Source organism: Trujillonella humicola, assembly GCF_046233715.1.
In the GTDB taxonomy this organism is placed as follows: Bacteria; Actinomycetota; Actinomycetes; order Mycobacteriales; family Geodermatophilaceae; genus Trujillonella; species Trujillonella humicola.
Genome location: NZ_JBJNRJ010000026.1, coordinates 43,654 through 58,318, shown reverse-complemented (window position 1 = coordinate 58,318; position 14,665 = coordinate 43,654). Strand labels below are relative to the sequence as shown.

12 protein-coding genes are annotated in these 14,665 nt (G+C 77.4%); 4 read left to right on the top strand and 8 right to left on the bottom strand.

Features of this window, described 5'->3' with window-relative positions; translation table 11 throughout:
• Nucleotides 1-119: 119 nt before the first annotated feature.
• The 7 genes from ACK586_RS14465 to ACK586_RS14435 all read right to left on the bottom strand — a co-directional run bounded on the left by ACK586_RS14465 (nucleotide 120) and on the right by ACK586_RS14435 (nucleotide 7,255).
• Nucleotides 120-800: a D-sedoheptulose-7-phosphate isomerase gene (locus ACK586_RS14465; protein WP_409331190.1), complete on the bottom strand. Its 681-nt coding sequence runs from the start codon at nucleotides 798-800 to the stop codon at nucleotides 120-122.
• Nucleotides 797-2,020 carry a glycosyltransferase gene (locus tag ACK586_RS14460; protein WP_409331189.1) on the bottom strand — a complete coding sequence of 408 codons (1,224 nt, stop codon included), beginning with the start codon at nucleotides 2,018-2,020 and terminating at the stop codon, nucleotides 797-799. Before ACK586_RS14460 ends, ACK586_RS14465 begins: the two co-directional genes overlap by 4 nt.
• A gap of 52 nt (nucleotides 2,021-2,072) precedes the next feature.
• Nucleotides 2,073-3,065 carry a glycosyltransferase gene (locus ACK586_RS14455; protein WP_409331188.1) on the bottom strand — a complete coding sequence of 331 codons (993 nt, stop codon included), beginning with the start codon at nucleotides 3,063-3,065 and terminating at the stop codon, nucleotides 2,073-2,075.
• Nucleotides 3,062-4,105, bottom strand: coding sequence for a glycosyltransferase family 9 protein (locus ACK586_RS14450; RefSeq protein ID WP_409331187.1), 1,044 nt, complete (start codon nucleotides 4,103-4,105; stop codon nucleotides 3,062-3,064). The genes ACK586_RS14455 and ACK586_RS14450 overlap by 4 nt, the downstream gene beginning before the upstream one ends.
• Nucleotides 4,102-5,574 carry an HAD-IIIA family hydrolase gene (locus ACK586_RS14445; RefSeq protein ID WP_409331186.1) on the bottom strand — a complete coding sequence of 491 codons (1,473 nt, stop codon included), beginning with the start codon at nucleotides 5,572-5,574 and terminating at the stop codon, nucleotides 4,102-4,104. The genes ACK586_RS14450 and ACK586_RS14445 overlap by 4 nt, the downstream gene beginning before the upstream one ends.
• Before the next feature lie 249 nt (nucleotides 5,575-5,823).
• Nucleotides 5,824-6,318: a MarR family winged helix-turn-helix transcriptional regulator gene (locus ACK586_RS14440; RefSeq protein ID WP_409331185.1), complete on the bottom strand. Its 495-nt coding sequence runs from the start codon at nucleotides 6,316-6,318 to the stop codon at nucleotides 5,824-5,826.
• A 25-nt stretch (nucleotides 6,319-6,343) separates the two neighbouring features.
• Nucleotides 6,344-7,255 carry a hypothetical protein gene (locus ACK586_RS14435; protein ID WP_409331184.1) on the bottom strand — a complete coding sequence of 304 codons (912 nt, stop codon included), beginning with the start codon at nucleotides 7,253-7,255 and terminating at the stop codon, nucleotides 6,344-6,346.
• Between the two features lie 194 nt (nucleotides 7,256-7,449).
• Between ACK586_RS14435 and ACK586_RS14430 the strand changes: the two genes are divergently transcribed.
• On the top strand, nucleotides 7,450-8,760 hold the full coding sequence (locus ACK586_RS14430; RefSeq protein ID WP_409331183.1) for an alpha-hydroxy-acid oxidizing protein: 1,311 nt from the start codon (nucleotides 7,450-7,452) through the stop codon (nucleotides 8,758-8,760).
• 194 nt (nucleotides 8,761-8,954) lie between these two features.
• Here ACK586_RS14430 and ACK586_RS14425 read toward each other — a convergent pair whose 3' ends face one another.
• On the bottom strand, nucleotides 8,955-11,528 hold the full coding sequence (locus tag ACK586_RS14425) for a penicillin-binding protein (protein WP_409331182.1): 2,574 nt from the start codon (nucleotides 11,526-11,528) through the stop codon (nucleotides 8,955-8,957).
• Between the two features lie 166 nt (nucleotides 11,529-11,694).
• On the opposite strand from ACK586_RS14425, the gene ACK586_RS14420 reads away from it, so the two are divergent.
• The 3 genes from ACK586_RS14420 to ACK586_RS14410 all read left to right on the top strand — a co-directional run bounded on the left by ACK586_RS14420 (nucleotide 11,695) and on the right by ACK586_RS14410 (nucleotide 14,425).
• The gene (locus ACK586_RS14420; RefSeq protein WP_409331181.1) at nucleotides 11,695-13,164 is read left to right on the top strand and encodes an NAD-dependent succinate-semialdehyde dehydrogenase; all 1,470 of its coding nucleotides are present in this window, start codon (nucleotides 11,695-11,697) and stop codon (nucleotides 13,162-13,164) included.
• 146 nt (nucleotides 13,165-13,310) lie between these two features.
• Entirely contained in the window at nucleotides 13,311-13,829 is a 519-nt protein-coding gene (locus tag ACK586_RS14415) for a hypothetical protein (RefSeq protein ID WP_409331180.1), read from the top strand.
• A gap of 125 nt (nucleotides 13,830-13,954) precedes the next feature.
• Nucleotides 13,955-14,425: a hypothetical protein gene (locus ACK586_RS14410; RefSeq protein ID WP_409331179.1), complete on the top strand. Its 471-nt coding sequence runs from the start codon at nucleotides 13,955-13,957 to the stop codon at nucleotides 14,423-14,425.
• Nucleotides 14,426-14,665 lie beyond the last annotated feature (240 nt).

The following is a 14,665-nucleotide window of genomic DNA, read 5'->3' as shown; positions in this document are numbered from 1 at the left end:
CTGGAGATCCTCTGGCACTGCCTCACCCGAGGCGTCCTCTACGACGAGGGCGTCCACCAAGCCAACCGCAACCGAGCCCTCGGCAACGCCGCCTGAGCCGGTGGTTGACAGAGGGTGTCTCACCGCGCGACCCCCAGCCGCGACGCGGGGATGCGCGCCGGCTCGGCCAGCACCGCGGCGTCGAAGGCCGCGCAGAGCAGGTGCAGGGCGACCAAATGGCACTCCTGCACCGTCGCCGTCCACGGGGAGCCGATGCAGACGGCGTCGTCGGCCTCGGCGGCCAGCGGGTTCGGCGCCGGGCCGGTCAGGGCCAGCACGGTGATGCCGCACTCCCGGGCCCGGCGGGCGGCGGCGACGGCGTTGGGCGAGCGACCGCTGGTCGACAGCAGCACGAGCACGTCGCCGGCGCGGCCGTGCGCCTCCACCTGGCGGGCGAAGAGCTCGTCGGCCGGGTAGTCGTTGGCGATCGCGGTGAGCGACGAGGTCTCCGCGGTCAGGCAGATCGCCGAGAAGGGCGCCCGGTCGGCGCGGTAGCGGCCGACCAGCTCGGCGGTGAGGTGCTGGGCCTGGGCCGCGCTGCCGCCGTTGCCGGCCGCGAGCAGCCGCCCGCGCTGCTCCCCGCACAGGACGTCGGCGAGCAGCCGCCCCCAGCGGTCGAGGGTGTCGACGTGCCCGGTGACGTCGCGCAGCGCCGCGGTCAGCGACGAGACGTGGTCGTGCCCGGTCAGGTGCGTGCAGCTGTCGGGCGAGACGACCTCGCCGGCGGAATGGGGGGCCGCGCTCAGGGGGACACTGCTCATCGGACGGCCTCCACGGGGCGCTCGTCGCTGTGCTCGGACAGGGGGGTCTCCAGGACGTGGCGGTAGACGGCCTCGGTGTCGGCCACCACCCGGGCCCAGCGGTAGCGGGAGCGGGCGCGGCGCATCCCGGCCGCGCCGTAGGCGGCGCGGCGGGCGTCGTCGGCCAGCAGCCCGGCCACCGCCGCGCCCAGCGCCGCGGGGTCCCGGGGCGGGACGAGGACGCCGGTGGTGCCGTCAACGACGCTGTCGACCAGCCCCCCGACGGCGGTGGCCACCACGGGCCGCCCGCAGGCCATCGCCTCCAGCGGGGTGATGCCGAAGGGCTCGTACCAGGGCACGGCGAGGACGACGTCGGCCGAGCGCACCCAGGCGGGCACCTCGGTGCGCGCGACGGCGCCGGTGAAGCGGAGCCGGTCGGCGACGCCGGCCTCGGCGGCGACGGCCCGCAGCCGCCGCACCTCGGGATCGCGGTCGAGCCGGTCGGCCGCGGGTCCGCCCACGACGACGAGCTCGGCGCCAGGCACGGCGGCCAGCGCACGGACGGCGTCGTCCTGGCCCTTGCGCTCGACCAGCCGGCCGAGCATGAGCAGCCGCGGCCGGCCGGTGCGCGGCGCCACCGGGCCCCTCGGGGTGAAGACCGAGGTGTCCACGCCGCACGGCACGACCGACACCCGCTCGCGCGGCAGGCCCAGCCGGCGGAGCTCGAAGACCTCGTCGGAGCAGGTGGCCACGACGTGGCGCACGGTCCGGCACAGCGACCGCTCCAGCTCCACCCGCTGCGGCGGCGAGGTGTCCGCGGCGCCCTGGTGCCGGCGCTTCACCGAGCCCAGCGCGTGGAAGGTCTGCAGCACCGGCACGTCCCCCGCGGCCGCGACCGACGCCAGCCCGCTCATCCAGAAGTGCGCGTGCACCAGGTCGGGGCGCTCGGCGGCCCACTCGCGGCGCAGCTCCCGGGCGAACTCGGGCATGTGCCGCAGCAGGTCGTCCTTGGGCAGGTTCCCCGGCGGGCCGGCGGTGACGTGCCGGACCCGGTAGCCGTCCTGCACGACGACCTCGTCGGGCAGGGCGACGTCGTCGCGGCGGGTGTGCACGGTGACGTCGTGGCCGCGCGCGGCCAGACCGGCCGCCAGCGCGGCGACGTGCACGTTCTGTCCGCCGGCGTCCACGCCGCCGATGGCGGCCAGGGGCGAGGCGTGCTCGCTGACCAGCGCGATCCTCATCGATCCACCTCCGGTGCCGGAGCCGAGCGGCTCGGCCGTGCTGATCCGCACCTCACCTGGTGACCTCCTCCAGGAGCGCATCCCAGTCCGCGAGGAAGCGGGCCAGGCCGTACCGCTCGAGTGCCGCCGCGCGGGCGGCCTCGCCCGCGAGCCGGGCGGCGTCCGGGTCGTCGAGGAACCGGCGCGCCCCCTCCCAGAGACGCTCCGGCCGGGTCGAGATGACGCCCGCCGCGGCCGGCACCGCCTCGACCACCTCGGTCGTCGCCAGCGCGACCACGGGCATGCCCAGGTGCATCGCCTCCAGCAGCGACAGGCCCAGCGAGGTCCACCGCACCGGGTGCACGTACACCCGGCGCCGCGCCAGCTCGGCGTGCATGGCCGCCTGCGGCGGGTCGTCGAACAGCGCGACGCGGTCGGGGTCGAGGCCGTAGCGCTCGTGCAACCCGGCCAGGCGTATGCCGAAGACGTCGACCGGGGCGACGGCGGCCAGCCCCGGCAGCAGGTCGGCGCCGACCGTGCGGCCGCGGCGGACCGGCTCGTTGCTCACCACCGCGGCGCGGGCCAGCTCGCCGGTCCACCGCTCCCCCGGGTCGACGATGCCGTGCTCGATCACCGTGGTGGGGGCGCGGCCGTTGTCGTAGACGAGCCGGTTGAAGTGGGTGACGTGCGCGATCGGGATGTCGTCGCGGTCGGCCAGGGGATGGCGGGTGTGCGGTACCGGACCGTCACCCGGCTCCAGCCCGGGGGCGTTGTGCTCGAGAAAGACGGCGGGCAGGTCGCGGCCGGGCTCGCGACCCAGCCACTCCCGGCACAGCTCGAGGTCGCGGGTGCGCTGGAGCACCACCACGTCGACGTCGGCGTCGCGCAGCTCCTGCGGCGTCACCTCGCGCGCCGACGCCGGCCAGTCCCAGGTCCGTGCCCGGCCGAGCCCGTCGGGACTCCGGCTCCCCCCGGGACCGTCCACGACGGGGATCAGGTACTCGTGGTCGCCCGCCACGAACGCCGTCGTCCACGAGCCGTGCACGTGCCAGAGCAGGACCTTCACGAGCTCACCAGCTTCTCCACCGCGGCGACGACGTCGAGAGGGCTCACCGACGTCAGGCAGGGGTGGCCGGGCACCGGGCACACGCGGGCCCGGGTGTCGCGGCAGGGGGCGTCCTGGTCGCCGAGCAGCAGGGACGGCACCCCGTAGGGCGCCCAGCGCGCGGCCGGCACGACCGGGGCGAAGAGCGAGACGACGGGGGTGCCGACGGCGGCGGCGAGGTGCGCCGGGCCGGTGTTGCCGACGACGACGGCCGCGGCGCCGTCGAGCAGCGCGGCCATCCCGGCGAGCGTCGTGGCGCCGCCGAGGTCCTCGCCGCGGGTGCCGGCGACCGCGGCGGTCAGCGCCCGCTCCCCCGGCCCCCCGGTGACCAGCACGCGGTGCCCGGCGTCGGCCAGGGCCTCGACCGCCTCGGCGCACCGGTCGGCCGGCCAGGCGCGGGCGGGCACCGAGGCGCCCGGGTGCAGGACCACGTACCCGGGCTCGCGGCCGGTCGGCGGCAGCGGGCGGCGGACGGCGAGGCGGCCGTCGTCGCCGTCGGGCAGGTCGAAGCCCGCCGCACGGGCCAGCGACAGCGCGCGCTCGGGCTCGGGCAGGTCGTCGTCGCACCGGTGCCGCACGTCGAGCAGCGAACCGGGGTAGTCGACGCTGATCGCCGAGATGCGCGGCACGCCGGCGGCGCGCAGCAGCAGCGCCAGCGGCAGCGGCGACTGGTGGAACGACGTCGGGACCACCGCCTCGGCCGGCGCGAGCGCGGCGACCCGCTGGGTGAGCGCGGCGAGGTCGGCGGCGTCGGCCGGCGGCGGGTCGCCGAGGATCCACGGGCAGGCCCAGGTCCACACCTCGTCCACGCCCGGGAGCAGCTCGGCGGCCGCGGCCCCGGCGGGCCCGGCCAGGAACACCACCCGGTCGGCGCCGTGCGCCACCGCCCGGACCAGCGGCCCCTGCAGGAGGACGTCGCCGGCGTTGTCGAGCCGGGCCACGAGGACGGTGCCCCGCCGGCCGCCAGGAGCGGGCGCGGGAGCAGGGGCGGGCGCGCTCACCACAGCCCCGCCAGGACGTCGTCGACCGCCTCGCCCAGCGTTGCGGTGACGTGCCGGGCGGCCGCGACCTCCGAGCGCCGGGTGACCGGCGTGGGGACCATGATCCCCACCGCGCCGGCGGCCTCGGCGGCGTCGACGTCGGCGGCGATGTCCCCGATCACGACGCAACGGGCCGGGTCCACGCCGAGCTCGGCGCAGGCGGCCTTCACCATGCCCGGCGCCGGCTTGCGGCAGGAACAGCCGTCGTCCGGGCCGTGCGGGCAGTACTGGAGGCTGTCGAAGGGCCCGAGCAGCTCCCCGAGCCGGGCCATGCACGCGTCGACCTGCCCTCGGGTGATCAGCCCCCGGGCCACGCCGGACTGGTTGCTCACCACGCCCACCCGCACGCCGCGGGCGCGCAGCGCGTCGAGCGCGTCGCGGGCTCCCGGCACGGGCGTCACCAGGGCCGGGTCGCCGTTGTAGGGGTAGTCGCGGACCAGGGTGCCGTCGCGGTCGAACAGCACCAGGTCGGGCAGGCCCCGCCAGCGGGTCACCCGCCGGTGCCGCACGATCCCGCGGAGCACGTGCCAGGCGGCCAGCGGCGGGATGACCGCGCTGGTGGCGAGCATGGTGGTCACCTCGGCGCGGTCCCGCGGGCCGGGTGCGATCCGCGCCCACGCGAACTCGGCGGTGCCGGCGAGCCAGGCCGCTGCCGCCAGGGCGGCGGCGCGCGGACGGCGGGCGGCGGCCAGCCCCGCCGCGGTGAGGGCGGCAGCGGTGACGGCGAGGTGCCGCGGGCGGCGGCCCAGCGGGGCGTCCGCGCGGTGCGGGGCCCGCCAGCCGGGCCCGTGCAGCCGGCGCATGAGGACGTCGTCGGCGTTGCCGGCCTGCACCCGGACGCTGACCCACCGGTCGGTGGGGCGCACCGGGTGGGTGATCCACCGCTGCCCGCGGACCAGCCGGGCCCCGGTGTCCATCACGCGCAGGGCGAGGTCGGAGTCCTCCCGGAACGCGCGGGGGAAGCGTTCGTCGAAACCGCCGACGGCGGCCAGCGCGCTGCGCCGGTAGGCGAGGTCGGCGGTGATCCAGGCGCTGCTGGCCAGGCCGGCGGTGCCGCGCTCCCAGTCGGTGGGCCGGCGGTCCTCCGGCAGCGGCACCCGGACCCGGCCCTGGCTGCCGGCCACGTCGGCCGGCAGGTCCTCGAGGTCGGCGGCCAGCCGCTCGTACCAGTCGGGGTCGGGGACGACGTCGTCGTCGAGGAAGGCGATCCACTCGGTGCGGGCCACCCGCCAGCCGAGGTTGCGCGCCCGGGCGGGGCCGCCGCCTCCGGTGCGGACGACGCGGACCGGGGGCAGGCCGGGACGGTCGGGGCGCAGCGGCGGGCCCGCCGGCCGGTCGTCGACCAGCACGATCTCCGCCGGGCGGTTCCCGGGGGCCTGCGCCAGGGCGTCGAGCAGCGCGTCGAGCGACGGCCGGCCGATGGTCGGCACGACGACCGTGACGCGCCCGAGTACCCCATGCACGATCGCGTCGTGCCCGGCCGATCCGGTTCGGAAACACTACGGGCTTGAAGCTTTCCCGGGCGCGCACACCCGCGCAGAAGTGCAGTTCTGCCCCCGTGCAGAAGTGCAGTTCTGCCCCCGCGCAGAAGTGCAGTTCTGCCCCCGCGCAGAAGTGCAGTTCTGCCCCCGCGCAGAAGTGCAGTTCTGCCCCCGTGCAGAAGTGCGGTTCTGCCCGGGTCAGCGGCGGGCGCGGGCGGCAGCGGAGACCCGCGCCAGCGCGTCGGTCACCACGGCGGCGTCGTCCCCCAGCCGGGCGAGCAGGTGCGCCACCAGGTCGTCGTGCGTGGGCGCGGCCTCGCGCAGCCGGGTCCGGCCGGCGTCGGTCAGCCGGGCGTGGAGCAGGCGGCGGTCGTCGGCCGCGCGCTCCCGGACGACCAGACCCTCGCTCACCAGCCGGGTGACGGTGCTGGTGACCCCGGCCCGCGACAGGCCGAGCGCCTCGGCGACCTCGCCCATGCTGGCCCGCTCCCCCGGTGCCTCGGCGATCCGCCGCAGCGCCTCGAAGCCGGTCAGCGAGAGCCCGTGCCGGCGGTGCAGGGCGGAGTCGACCCGGCGGGTGATCCGGTCGTGCACCTGGACGATGCGCAGCCAGGTCTCCTCCGGCCGCGGCCCGGCGCCGGGGACGTGCGCCACGTCGGGGACGGCGGACGCCAGCGCGTTCTCCGGGGGCACGCCTCCATGGTCGCCGACATCGGCCTCACGCGCCCCCGGACGCGGCGCGCCGGGCCCGGCGGCGCAGCTGGGTCACGGCCAGGGCACCGGCGGCGAGGGCGAGCGTGGTCGCGCCGAGGACGAGCGGCCACGCCGTCCCGCCGTCGTCGACCGGGGTGCGGCTCGAGGCGATCTGCAGGTCCACCGCGACGGTCGTGCGGGTGACCGCACCGACCACCTCGAGGGTGGTCGCGCCGGCGGGCACCCCGGCCGGGATGCGCACCTCGACGGCGACCATCCCGTGGATGTCGGCCGACGCCGTGCCGAGGTCGGTGCCGTCGGCCATGCGCACGCAGACCTCCTCGCCGGCGGCGAAGCCCGTCGCCGTCAGGGTCACGACCTCCCCCGCGGCCACCGGGGAGCCGGCCCCCTCGGCGGCGTCCACCGAGCCGGCGGGGCTCGGCGGCCCGGCGTCCTCCCCGGCGACGGGCGGGCCGTCCATCGGCGGCACGGTGGCCTCGCCGGGCTGCGGGGCGATGGCGGCGCAGTCCTCCTCGGCCGGCCGGGTGAACTCGAAGCCCGGCAGCTCGTCGACGTAGCCGACGCCGGAGCCGTCGAGGGCGGTGAGCAGCAGCCGCGGGTCGATCCGCTCGCCCCAGTCGACGTCGCCGGTGGCCAGCCGCACGACCTGGCCGGGGTCGACCCGCGCGCGGTCCTCCCCGGCGGGCTGCCGGGTGGTCGCCAGGACGACGTCGTAGGGCACCGTCCCACCCGTCACCTCGACCGCGACGCCGCCGGGGCGGCAGCTGGGGCCGTGCGTGACCCGGGCGTCGGGTCGGGAGGGGTCGTCGATGGCGAGAGCCGGACCCGCCGCGACACCCAGAGCGATCAGGCCGGCCGCGAGGCCGCCGAGGACGGCGGAGCTGCGGACGACCCTCGGCGACGCACCGGACGGCACGCAGTTCCCCCTCGAGCAGTCGTACTGCCGGCGGCGGTCGCAGCACGACCGGCCGGCCCCCACATGATGGACGCCGTGACGGCCCCTGGACGGTCCGTCACCGACGCTTCTGGCGTGTCGGTGCGGCGTGTCGCCAGAAAGTGGGCCGGGGCCTCGGTCGGCCGGTCCGGCGGCGGCGTCCTAGCGTGACGTGCGTGACCTCCGCAGCCGGGACCGGACGCCAGCGCCAGAACGACATCTACCGGGCCGGGGTGTACGGCCGCACCCCGCGGGTGCCCACCGTGGCCCGGGCGCTGCAGCGGGCCGCGCGCCGCCGGCTGGGCGCCCGCGCGTACGCCTACGTGGCCGGGGGCGCCGGGGACGAGGCCACCCAGCGGGCCAACCGCGACGCCTTCGACCGGTGGGCCGTGGTGCCCCGGGTGCTGCGGGACGTCAGCGTCCGCGACACCTCGGTGGAGCTGCTCGGCCGCCGGCTGCCCGCGCCGCTGCTGCTCGGCCCGGTCGGCGCCCTGGAGCTCGTGCACGCCGACGCCGACCTGGCGGTGGCCCGTGCCGCAGCCGACCTCGGCGTGCCGATGGTGTTCTCCAACCAGGCGTCGGTGCCGATGGAGACCTGCGCCGCGGCCATGGCCGACGCGCCGCGGTGGTTCCAGATGTACTGGTCGACGTCCGACGAGCTGGTCGAGAGCCTGGTCGCCCGCGCGGAGGCCTGCGGCTGCGAGGCGCTGGTGGTCACCCTGGACACCACGATGCTCGGCTGGCGGCCGCGCGACCTGGACCTCGGGCACCTGCCGTTCGCGCTCGGCAAGGGCATCGCGCAGTACACCTCCGACCCGGTGTTCCGGCGGCTGGTCGCCGAGCACGCCGCGGCGACACCGGCCCCGGCGCAGCCGGGCGCCTCCGCCGAGCGGGACCGGCAGCCGCGCCCGACGCCGGCCGCCGTCCGCGCCCTGGTCGGCATGGCGCGGGCCTGGCCGGGCCCGCTGCTGGAGAACCTGCGCTCGCCCCTGCCGCGCGCCGCCGTCGAGACCTTCCTGGCCATCTACTCGCGGCCCTCCATCACCTGGGCCGACCTGGCGTGGCTGCGGGAGCGGACCCGGCTGCCGATCGTGCTCAAGGGGGTGCTGCACCCCGACGACGCCCGCCGCGCGCTCGACGAGGGCGTCGACGGCCTCGTCGTGAGCACCCACGGCGGGCGGCAGGTGGACCGCTCGATCGCCGCTCTCGACGCGCTGCCCGACGTCGTGGCGGCCGTCGGCGACCGGGCGCCGGTGCTGCTCGACAGCGGGGTCCGCAGCGGCGCCGACGCGCTCGTGGCCCTGGCGCTCGGCGCGCGGGCGGTGCTGCTGGGCCGGCCCTACGCGTGGGGGCTCGGGCTGGCCGGGGAGGAGGGCGTGCGGCAGGTGGTCGCCGACGTCCTCGGCGAGTTCGACCTGACCCTCGGCCTGGCCGGGCTGACCTCCGTCGACCAGCTCGGCCCGGACGTGCTGCGGCGCGTCGGCTGAGACCACCGGGCCGCTCACCTGCGCGGACCGGACGACACGCCGTCGGGGGTTGACCCCTGCATGTGGCGCGGGTCACAGTTGTGTCGGGCGGGGGAAGCCGGGAAACCACTGGCCATCCACTGCTGGATGGACCGACCAACGCGGCCAGACCGCCAGAGCCGGCCCCCCGCCCCACATCCCCTCCCCGGAACGGCTCAGCCCGTCGCCGCGTCCGTGGGCTCCGGCTCCGGCGCGGGCTCCGGCGTGGGGGTCGGGGACGGCGCGGGCGGCGTCGTGGGCTCGGGCTCCGGCGCGGCCGTCGGCTCCGGTGCGGGGGTCGGGGACGGCGCGGGCTCGGGCTCCGGCGCGGGCGACGTCTCCGGCGCAGGATCGGGCTCGGGCTCGGGCGCAGGGGCGGGCTCGGGCGACGTCTCCGGCGCGGGTGGCGGCTCGGGGGTCGGCGTGGGCGTCGGCGTGGGCGTGGGGGTCGGCGAGGGCGCCGGCGGCGGGGTCCACCGGGAGCCGTTGCTGACCAGCACGGTCACCGGGTCGTCGACCTGCACGACCGTCCCGGGCGCCGGATCGAGGCCCACCACGACCCCGGACCGGCGAGCGCTGTCCACCGCCACCGTGGTGACCTGCAGACCGGCCTGGTCGAGCAGGACCCGGCACCGGTCCGCGGTCGCCCCCACGCACCCCGCGGGCAGGGTCTGCAGCGACCCCTGCACGTGGCGCGGGTCGGCCGGCGGGAAGGGCACCGGCTCCCGGCCGGACAGCACCGGCGCCAGCGCGTCGTGCCAGATCGTCGCGGCCGTGCCGCCGCCGAAGCCGCCGACGTCCCGGTTGGCCACCGGGTCGTAGACCATCACCGAGGCGGAGATCTGCGGCGTGTAGCCGACGAAGGCGATCGAGAAGTTGTCCTGGGTGGTCCCGGTCTTGCCGGCGATCTGGTGCCCGGGCACGTACGCCCGGGCACCGGTCTGGCCGGGGTGACCTGGCTCGACGTCCTTGCGCAGGGCCTCGGTCACCGTGTGCGCGATGCCGGGCGCGACCGCCTCGGGGGTGCAGCGGTCGGCGGGCAGCAGCGGGCCGCCGTCGGCCGCCGTCAACGGCTGCCCGTCCCGGTCGAGCACCTCGTCCACCGGCGTGGGGGTGCACCGGGTGCCGCTCGCGGCGAGCGTCGAGTAGGCGGCGGCCAGCGCCAGGGGACTGGTCGGCTCCGGACCGAAGGTGAACGAGCCGCGGTCCTCCGCCACCACCCGCTCCGCGATCGGCTCGAGCGAGGACAGGCCCATCCGCAGCGCGGCGTCCACCGGCCCCGCGACGCTGCCCAGCTGGTCCTGCAGGGCCAGGAAGTAGGTGTTCGAGGACAGGTAGAGCGCGCGCTCCATGTCCAGCCGGGCCGGATAACTGCCGGCGTTGCCGACGGCGTAGGGCTCACCGCCGTCCAGGTACACGTCGGAGACGTGGCGGTCCGCCGTCGTGATCTCGTGCTCCAGACCGAACCCCTGCTCCAGGGCGGCCACGGCGGTGAAGACCTTGTACGTCGACCCGGCCCCCTGCCCGGCGGCGGTGGCCAGGTTCACCGTGGTCTGCGCGGGGTCGCCCTCGTCGAGCCCGTACTCCCGGTTGACCGACGTCGCCAGGATCCGGCCGGTGCCCGGCTCGACCGCCACGAAGACGCCGGCGCGCGGGTCGGTCGCGTCGAGGGCCTGCAGCACCGCGGCGTCGCCGGCCGACTGGAGCGCGGGGTCCAGCGTCGTCCGGATGGTCAGCCCGCCGGTCTCCAGCTGGGCGCTGCTCAGCCCGAGCGTGCCGGTCAGGTACGCCAGCAGGTGGTCGCAGAAGAAGGCGCCGATCTGCGCCTCGGTGCATCCCCGCGGGGGCGCCCCGCCGGGTTGCACGGCGACCGGCTCGGCGCGGGCGGCGTCGGCCGCCGGCCGGTCCACCATGCCCAGCTCGAGCATCCGGCCGATCACGACGTCCCGGCGCGCCGTCGCCGCCTCCGGGTCGACGAGCGGGTCGAAGCGGGCCGGGCTCTGCACCAGACCGGCCAGGGTCGCCGCCTGCGCCAGGGTCAGCGCCTCCGGCCCGACGTCGAAGTAGGTCCGCGCGGCGGCGGCGACGCCGTAGGCACCGGCGCCGAAGTACACCCGGTTGAGGTAGCGGGTGATGATCTCGTCCTTGGTGTAGCGCTCCTCCATCGCCAGCGCGAGCTGCGCCTCGCTGAGCTTGCGGCCCAGGTCCTGGGCGGTGGCGGCGGCGCGCTGGTCGGCGTCCCCGGCGGACTGCAGGCGGATCTGCTTGACCAGCTGCTGGGTGAGCGTCGAACCGCCCTGCACCACCCCGCCGGCCGCCAGGTTGCTGACGGCGGCGCGCAGCAGGCCCTCGGCGTCCACTCCGCCGTGCTCGTAGAAGCGGGAGTCCTCGATGGCGACGAGGGCCTCCTTCATCACCGGCGCGATCGCCTCGCTCGGCACCACGGTGCGGTTGCGCCGGTACAGCTCGGTGATCAGGGAGCCGTCGGCCGCCAGCACCCGGGTGTTCCCCGCCGGGGTGCGGTCCAGCAGGTCCTCGGCGCCGGTCGCCGGGGTCACGACCGACCCGACCGCGTCCGTGGCCAGCACCGCCCCGCCGACCACCGGCAGGGTGAACCCCGCCGCCAGCGCACCGGCGAGCACCAGGGCCAGCGGGAGCCGGGCGAGAGCCCTGAGCCGGCGCCGGCGCGCGGCCCGCGGCACCTCCTCCACGCCGGGGAGGGGCAGGCCGGTCGGGTCGGGACGGGGCACGCGGGGGATCTCCTCGGGGCAGACGGCGGCAGCGGCCGCGCAGCAACGGCCGTCGTCTGCCTTGCCCGCCCGCGCCGGTCCCCTGCGCTGGACGGCCCACATGTCACGCAACCGCAAAGGGCGGGCGCGACGCGCGGCACCGGCCCGGCGGGCGCACGATGGGCTCGTGACCAGCACCGTGACCATCTCCGGGCTCAGCCGCCCCGTACCCACGCAGCTCTTCGTCGGCGGCCGGTGGCAGGGCGCCGCCGGCGGCGCCGAGTTCGACGTCCACGACCCCGCCGACGGCTCCGTGCTCGCCCGCGTCGCCGACGCCACCGCCGACGACGCCCGCGCGGCCATGGACGCCGCGCAGGCCGCCGCCGCGGGCTGGGCGGCCACGCCGCCACGGCAGCGGGGCGAGATCCTGCGCCGCGCGTTCGAGGCCATGACCGGCCCGCGGGCCGACGACCTCGCGCTGCTCATGGTCCGCGAGAACGGCAAGACGCTCACCGACGCCCGCGGCGAGCTGACCTACGCCGCCGAGTTCTTCCGCTGGTTCAGCGAGGAGGCGGTGCGCATCGACGGCGACTACCGGGTCGCCCCGGCCGGCGGCACCCGCACCGTCGTCCTCCGGCAGCCGGTCGGCATCTGCCTGGCCATCACCCCGTGGAACTTCCCGGCGGCCATGCTCACCCGCAAGCTCGGCCCGGCCTTCGCCGCGGGCTGCCCCGTGGTGGTCAAGCCGGCCGCGGAGACGCCGCTGACCGCCCTGGTCCTGGCCGAGGTGCTCGCCGAGGCGGGGCTGCCCGACGGCGTCCTCAGCGTGCTGCCGACCACCAGCGCCCGGGACGTCGCCGGCGCCGCGATGGCCGATCCGCGGCTGCGCAAGATCAGCTTCACCGGCTCCACCGAGGTCGGTCGCGGGCTGCTCAAGCAGGCCGCCGACCAGGTGCTGGTCAGCTCGATGGAGCTGGGCGGGAACGCCCCGTTCGTCGTCTGCGCCGACGCCGACCTCGACGCCGCGGTCGAGGGTGCGATGGTGGCCAAGCTGCGCAACGGCGGCGAGGCCTGCACCGCGGCCAACCGCTTCTACGTCGAGGACGCCGTCGCCGACGAGTTCGGCCGTCGGCTCGCCGAACGGATGGGCGCGCTCACCCTGGGCCGGGGCGACGACGACGGCGTGGGCATCGGCCCGCTGGTCAACGAGGAGACCGTCGGCAAGGTGGAGCGGATCGTGCGGGAGACCGTCGACGCCGGCGCGCGCGTGGTCGTCGGCGGCGAGCGGCCCGAGGGGCCCGGCTACTTCTACCCGCCCACCGTCCTGCTCGACGTCCCGGCCGGGTCACCGGCCACCGAGGAGGAGATCTTCGGGCCGGTCGCCCCGATCGTCCGGTTCACCTCCGACGAGGAGGTGCTCGCGCTGGCCAACGGCACCGAGTACGGGCTGGTGTCCTACGTCTTCACCGGCGATCTGGCCCGCGGGCTGCGGCTGGCCGAGGCGATGGAGTCGGGGATGGTCGGGCTCAACCGCGGGGTGGTCAGCGACCCGGCGGCCCCGTTCGGCGGGGTGAAGCAGAGCGGCATCGGCCGCGAGGGCGGCCACGAGGGCCTGGCCGAGTACCTGCAGACGAAGTACATCTCCTTCCCCCTCTGAGCCCGCCGGGGTCTCCGAGCTCCTCCCCCGGTGCCCGGCCGGACGTCGGTCACCGGCAAGCGGGTGGCAAGTCGCCCGGGCGACCGTCCGGATGCCCACCGAGCGGTGGGCATCCGGACAGGCCGACCGGCCGGGGAGCAGGGGACATGACCAGGAACGCCGCACACCGCGCCCTCGCGGCGCCACTTCCCGTGGCCGCCGCCGCACTGCTGGCCATGACCGGCTGCGGGGCCGACCCGGCGCCGCATGGGGCGGCGGCCGGCACGTCGGGCACCGCCGTCGAGTCGCCGGTGCAGCAGTCCACCGCGCCCGGCCCCGAGGACGAGGACGGCTCCGCGCTCCCGCCGGGCACCGGCGGTGACGAGGCGACCTGCCGGGGCGTGCTCTCCCTCGGCGCCGTCCTCCCCCTCTACGCGCTGGGCGAGCAGGAGGCCGATCCGGACGAGCTCGTCGAGCTCCTCGACCTGATCGCGGCCGAGGGCTCGTGGTACGACGCGGAGACGCCGGAGGTGCACAACGCCGCGGTCGACGTGCAGACCGCCGCGGAGGAGGCCTCCGACGCCATCGCCGGCGGGGGCGACGTGGTCGAGGCCCTCGGTCCCGTGGTGGACGCCCTGGCGCCGCTGGGCGAGGCCTGCACGGCGGCCGGCGTCCCGCTCGGATGACCTCCGATCCGGCCGGAAGCCGGTCGCAAGAGGCACGCAAGCAGGCGGTCCGAAGCTGCTCGCCGACACCGGTGCACGGCCGTCCGGCCGTCCCGCCGACACCCGATCGAGGAGCTCGAACCGCCATGCGCAGCACCGCCCGTACCGGCACCGCCCTGCTCGCCCTGGGCGCCGCCGCGCTCGTCCTGACCGCCTGCGGCGGCGACGACGAGCCCTCCGCAGCCGACGTCGCTGCCGCCGCCGGAGCGGCCGGCACCGTGGAGGAGGGCTCGGCAGCCCCCGGGGACGCCGACGTGTGCGCGCTCTACGCGAGCGACGGGCAGGCCTTCCTCGACGCCTACGACCACGTCGGCAGCGGCGCCACCGACGACGTCTCGGAGATCGTGGCCGCCGCCGAGGCCCTGGCCGCCGACCTCGACGCCGTCCCCGCCGATGCCGTCTCCGACGCGGTCCTCGGGACCGCCGAGGAGATCAGCGCCGCCGCCGCGGAGGTCGGGCCCGCCCTCGCGGCCGGTGGAGGGGTCGAGGAGATCGACGCGACCCTCGGTGGCCTGGACACCCTCGCCGACACCTGCGCCGAGCTGGGCCTCGCCTGACTGCTCTCCCCGCCGGAACGGCCATTCCGGCGGGGAGCCGGTCTCGGGGGGGGGGGGTGCGCGCGTCGGGCCGCGGCCGCCCCGCGCGCCCCCCCCCCCCGCCCCCCCCCCCCCCCCCCGCGCGCCCCCCCCCCCCCCCCCCCCCCCCCCCCCGCCCCCCCGGGCTCCCCGCCGAAGTGGCCACTTCGGCGGTTTTCCCCAGCCGGCGTGTCCGTCCACCGTCGTCCGTCTCCCCTCCGG

What these genes read in the sequence shown, in the direction of transcription:
- ACK586_RS14465 (WP_409331190.1), bottom strand. Translation starts at nt 800, where the DNA reads ATGAGCAGTGTCCCCCTGAGCGCGGCCCCCCATTCCGCCGGCGAGGTC.
- ACK586_RS14460 (WP_409331189.1), bottom strand. Translation starts at nt 2,020, where the DNA reads ATGAGGATCGCGCTGGTCAGCGAGCACGCCTCGCCCCTGGCCGCCATC.
- ACK586_RS14415 (WP_409331180.1), top strand. Translation starts at nt 13,311, where the DNA reads ATGACCAGGAACGCCGCACACCGCGCCCTCGCGGCGCCACTTCCCGTG.
- ACK586_RS14410 (WP_409331179.1), top strand. Translation starts at nt 13,955, where the DNA reads ATGCGCAGCACCGCCCGTACCGGCACCGCCCTGCTCGCCCTGGGCGCC.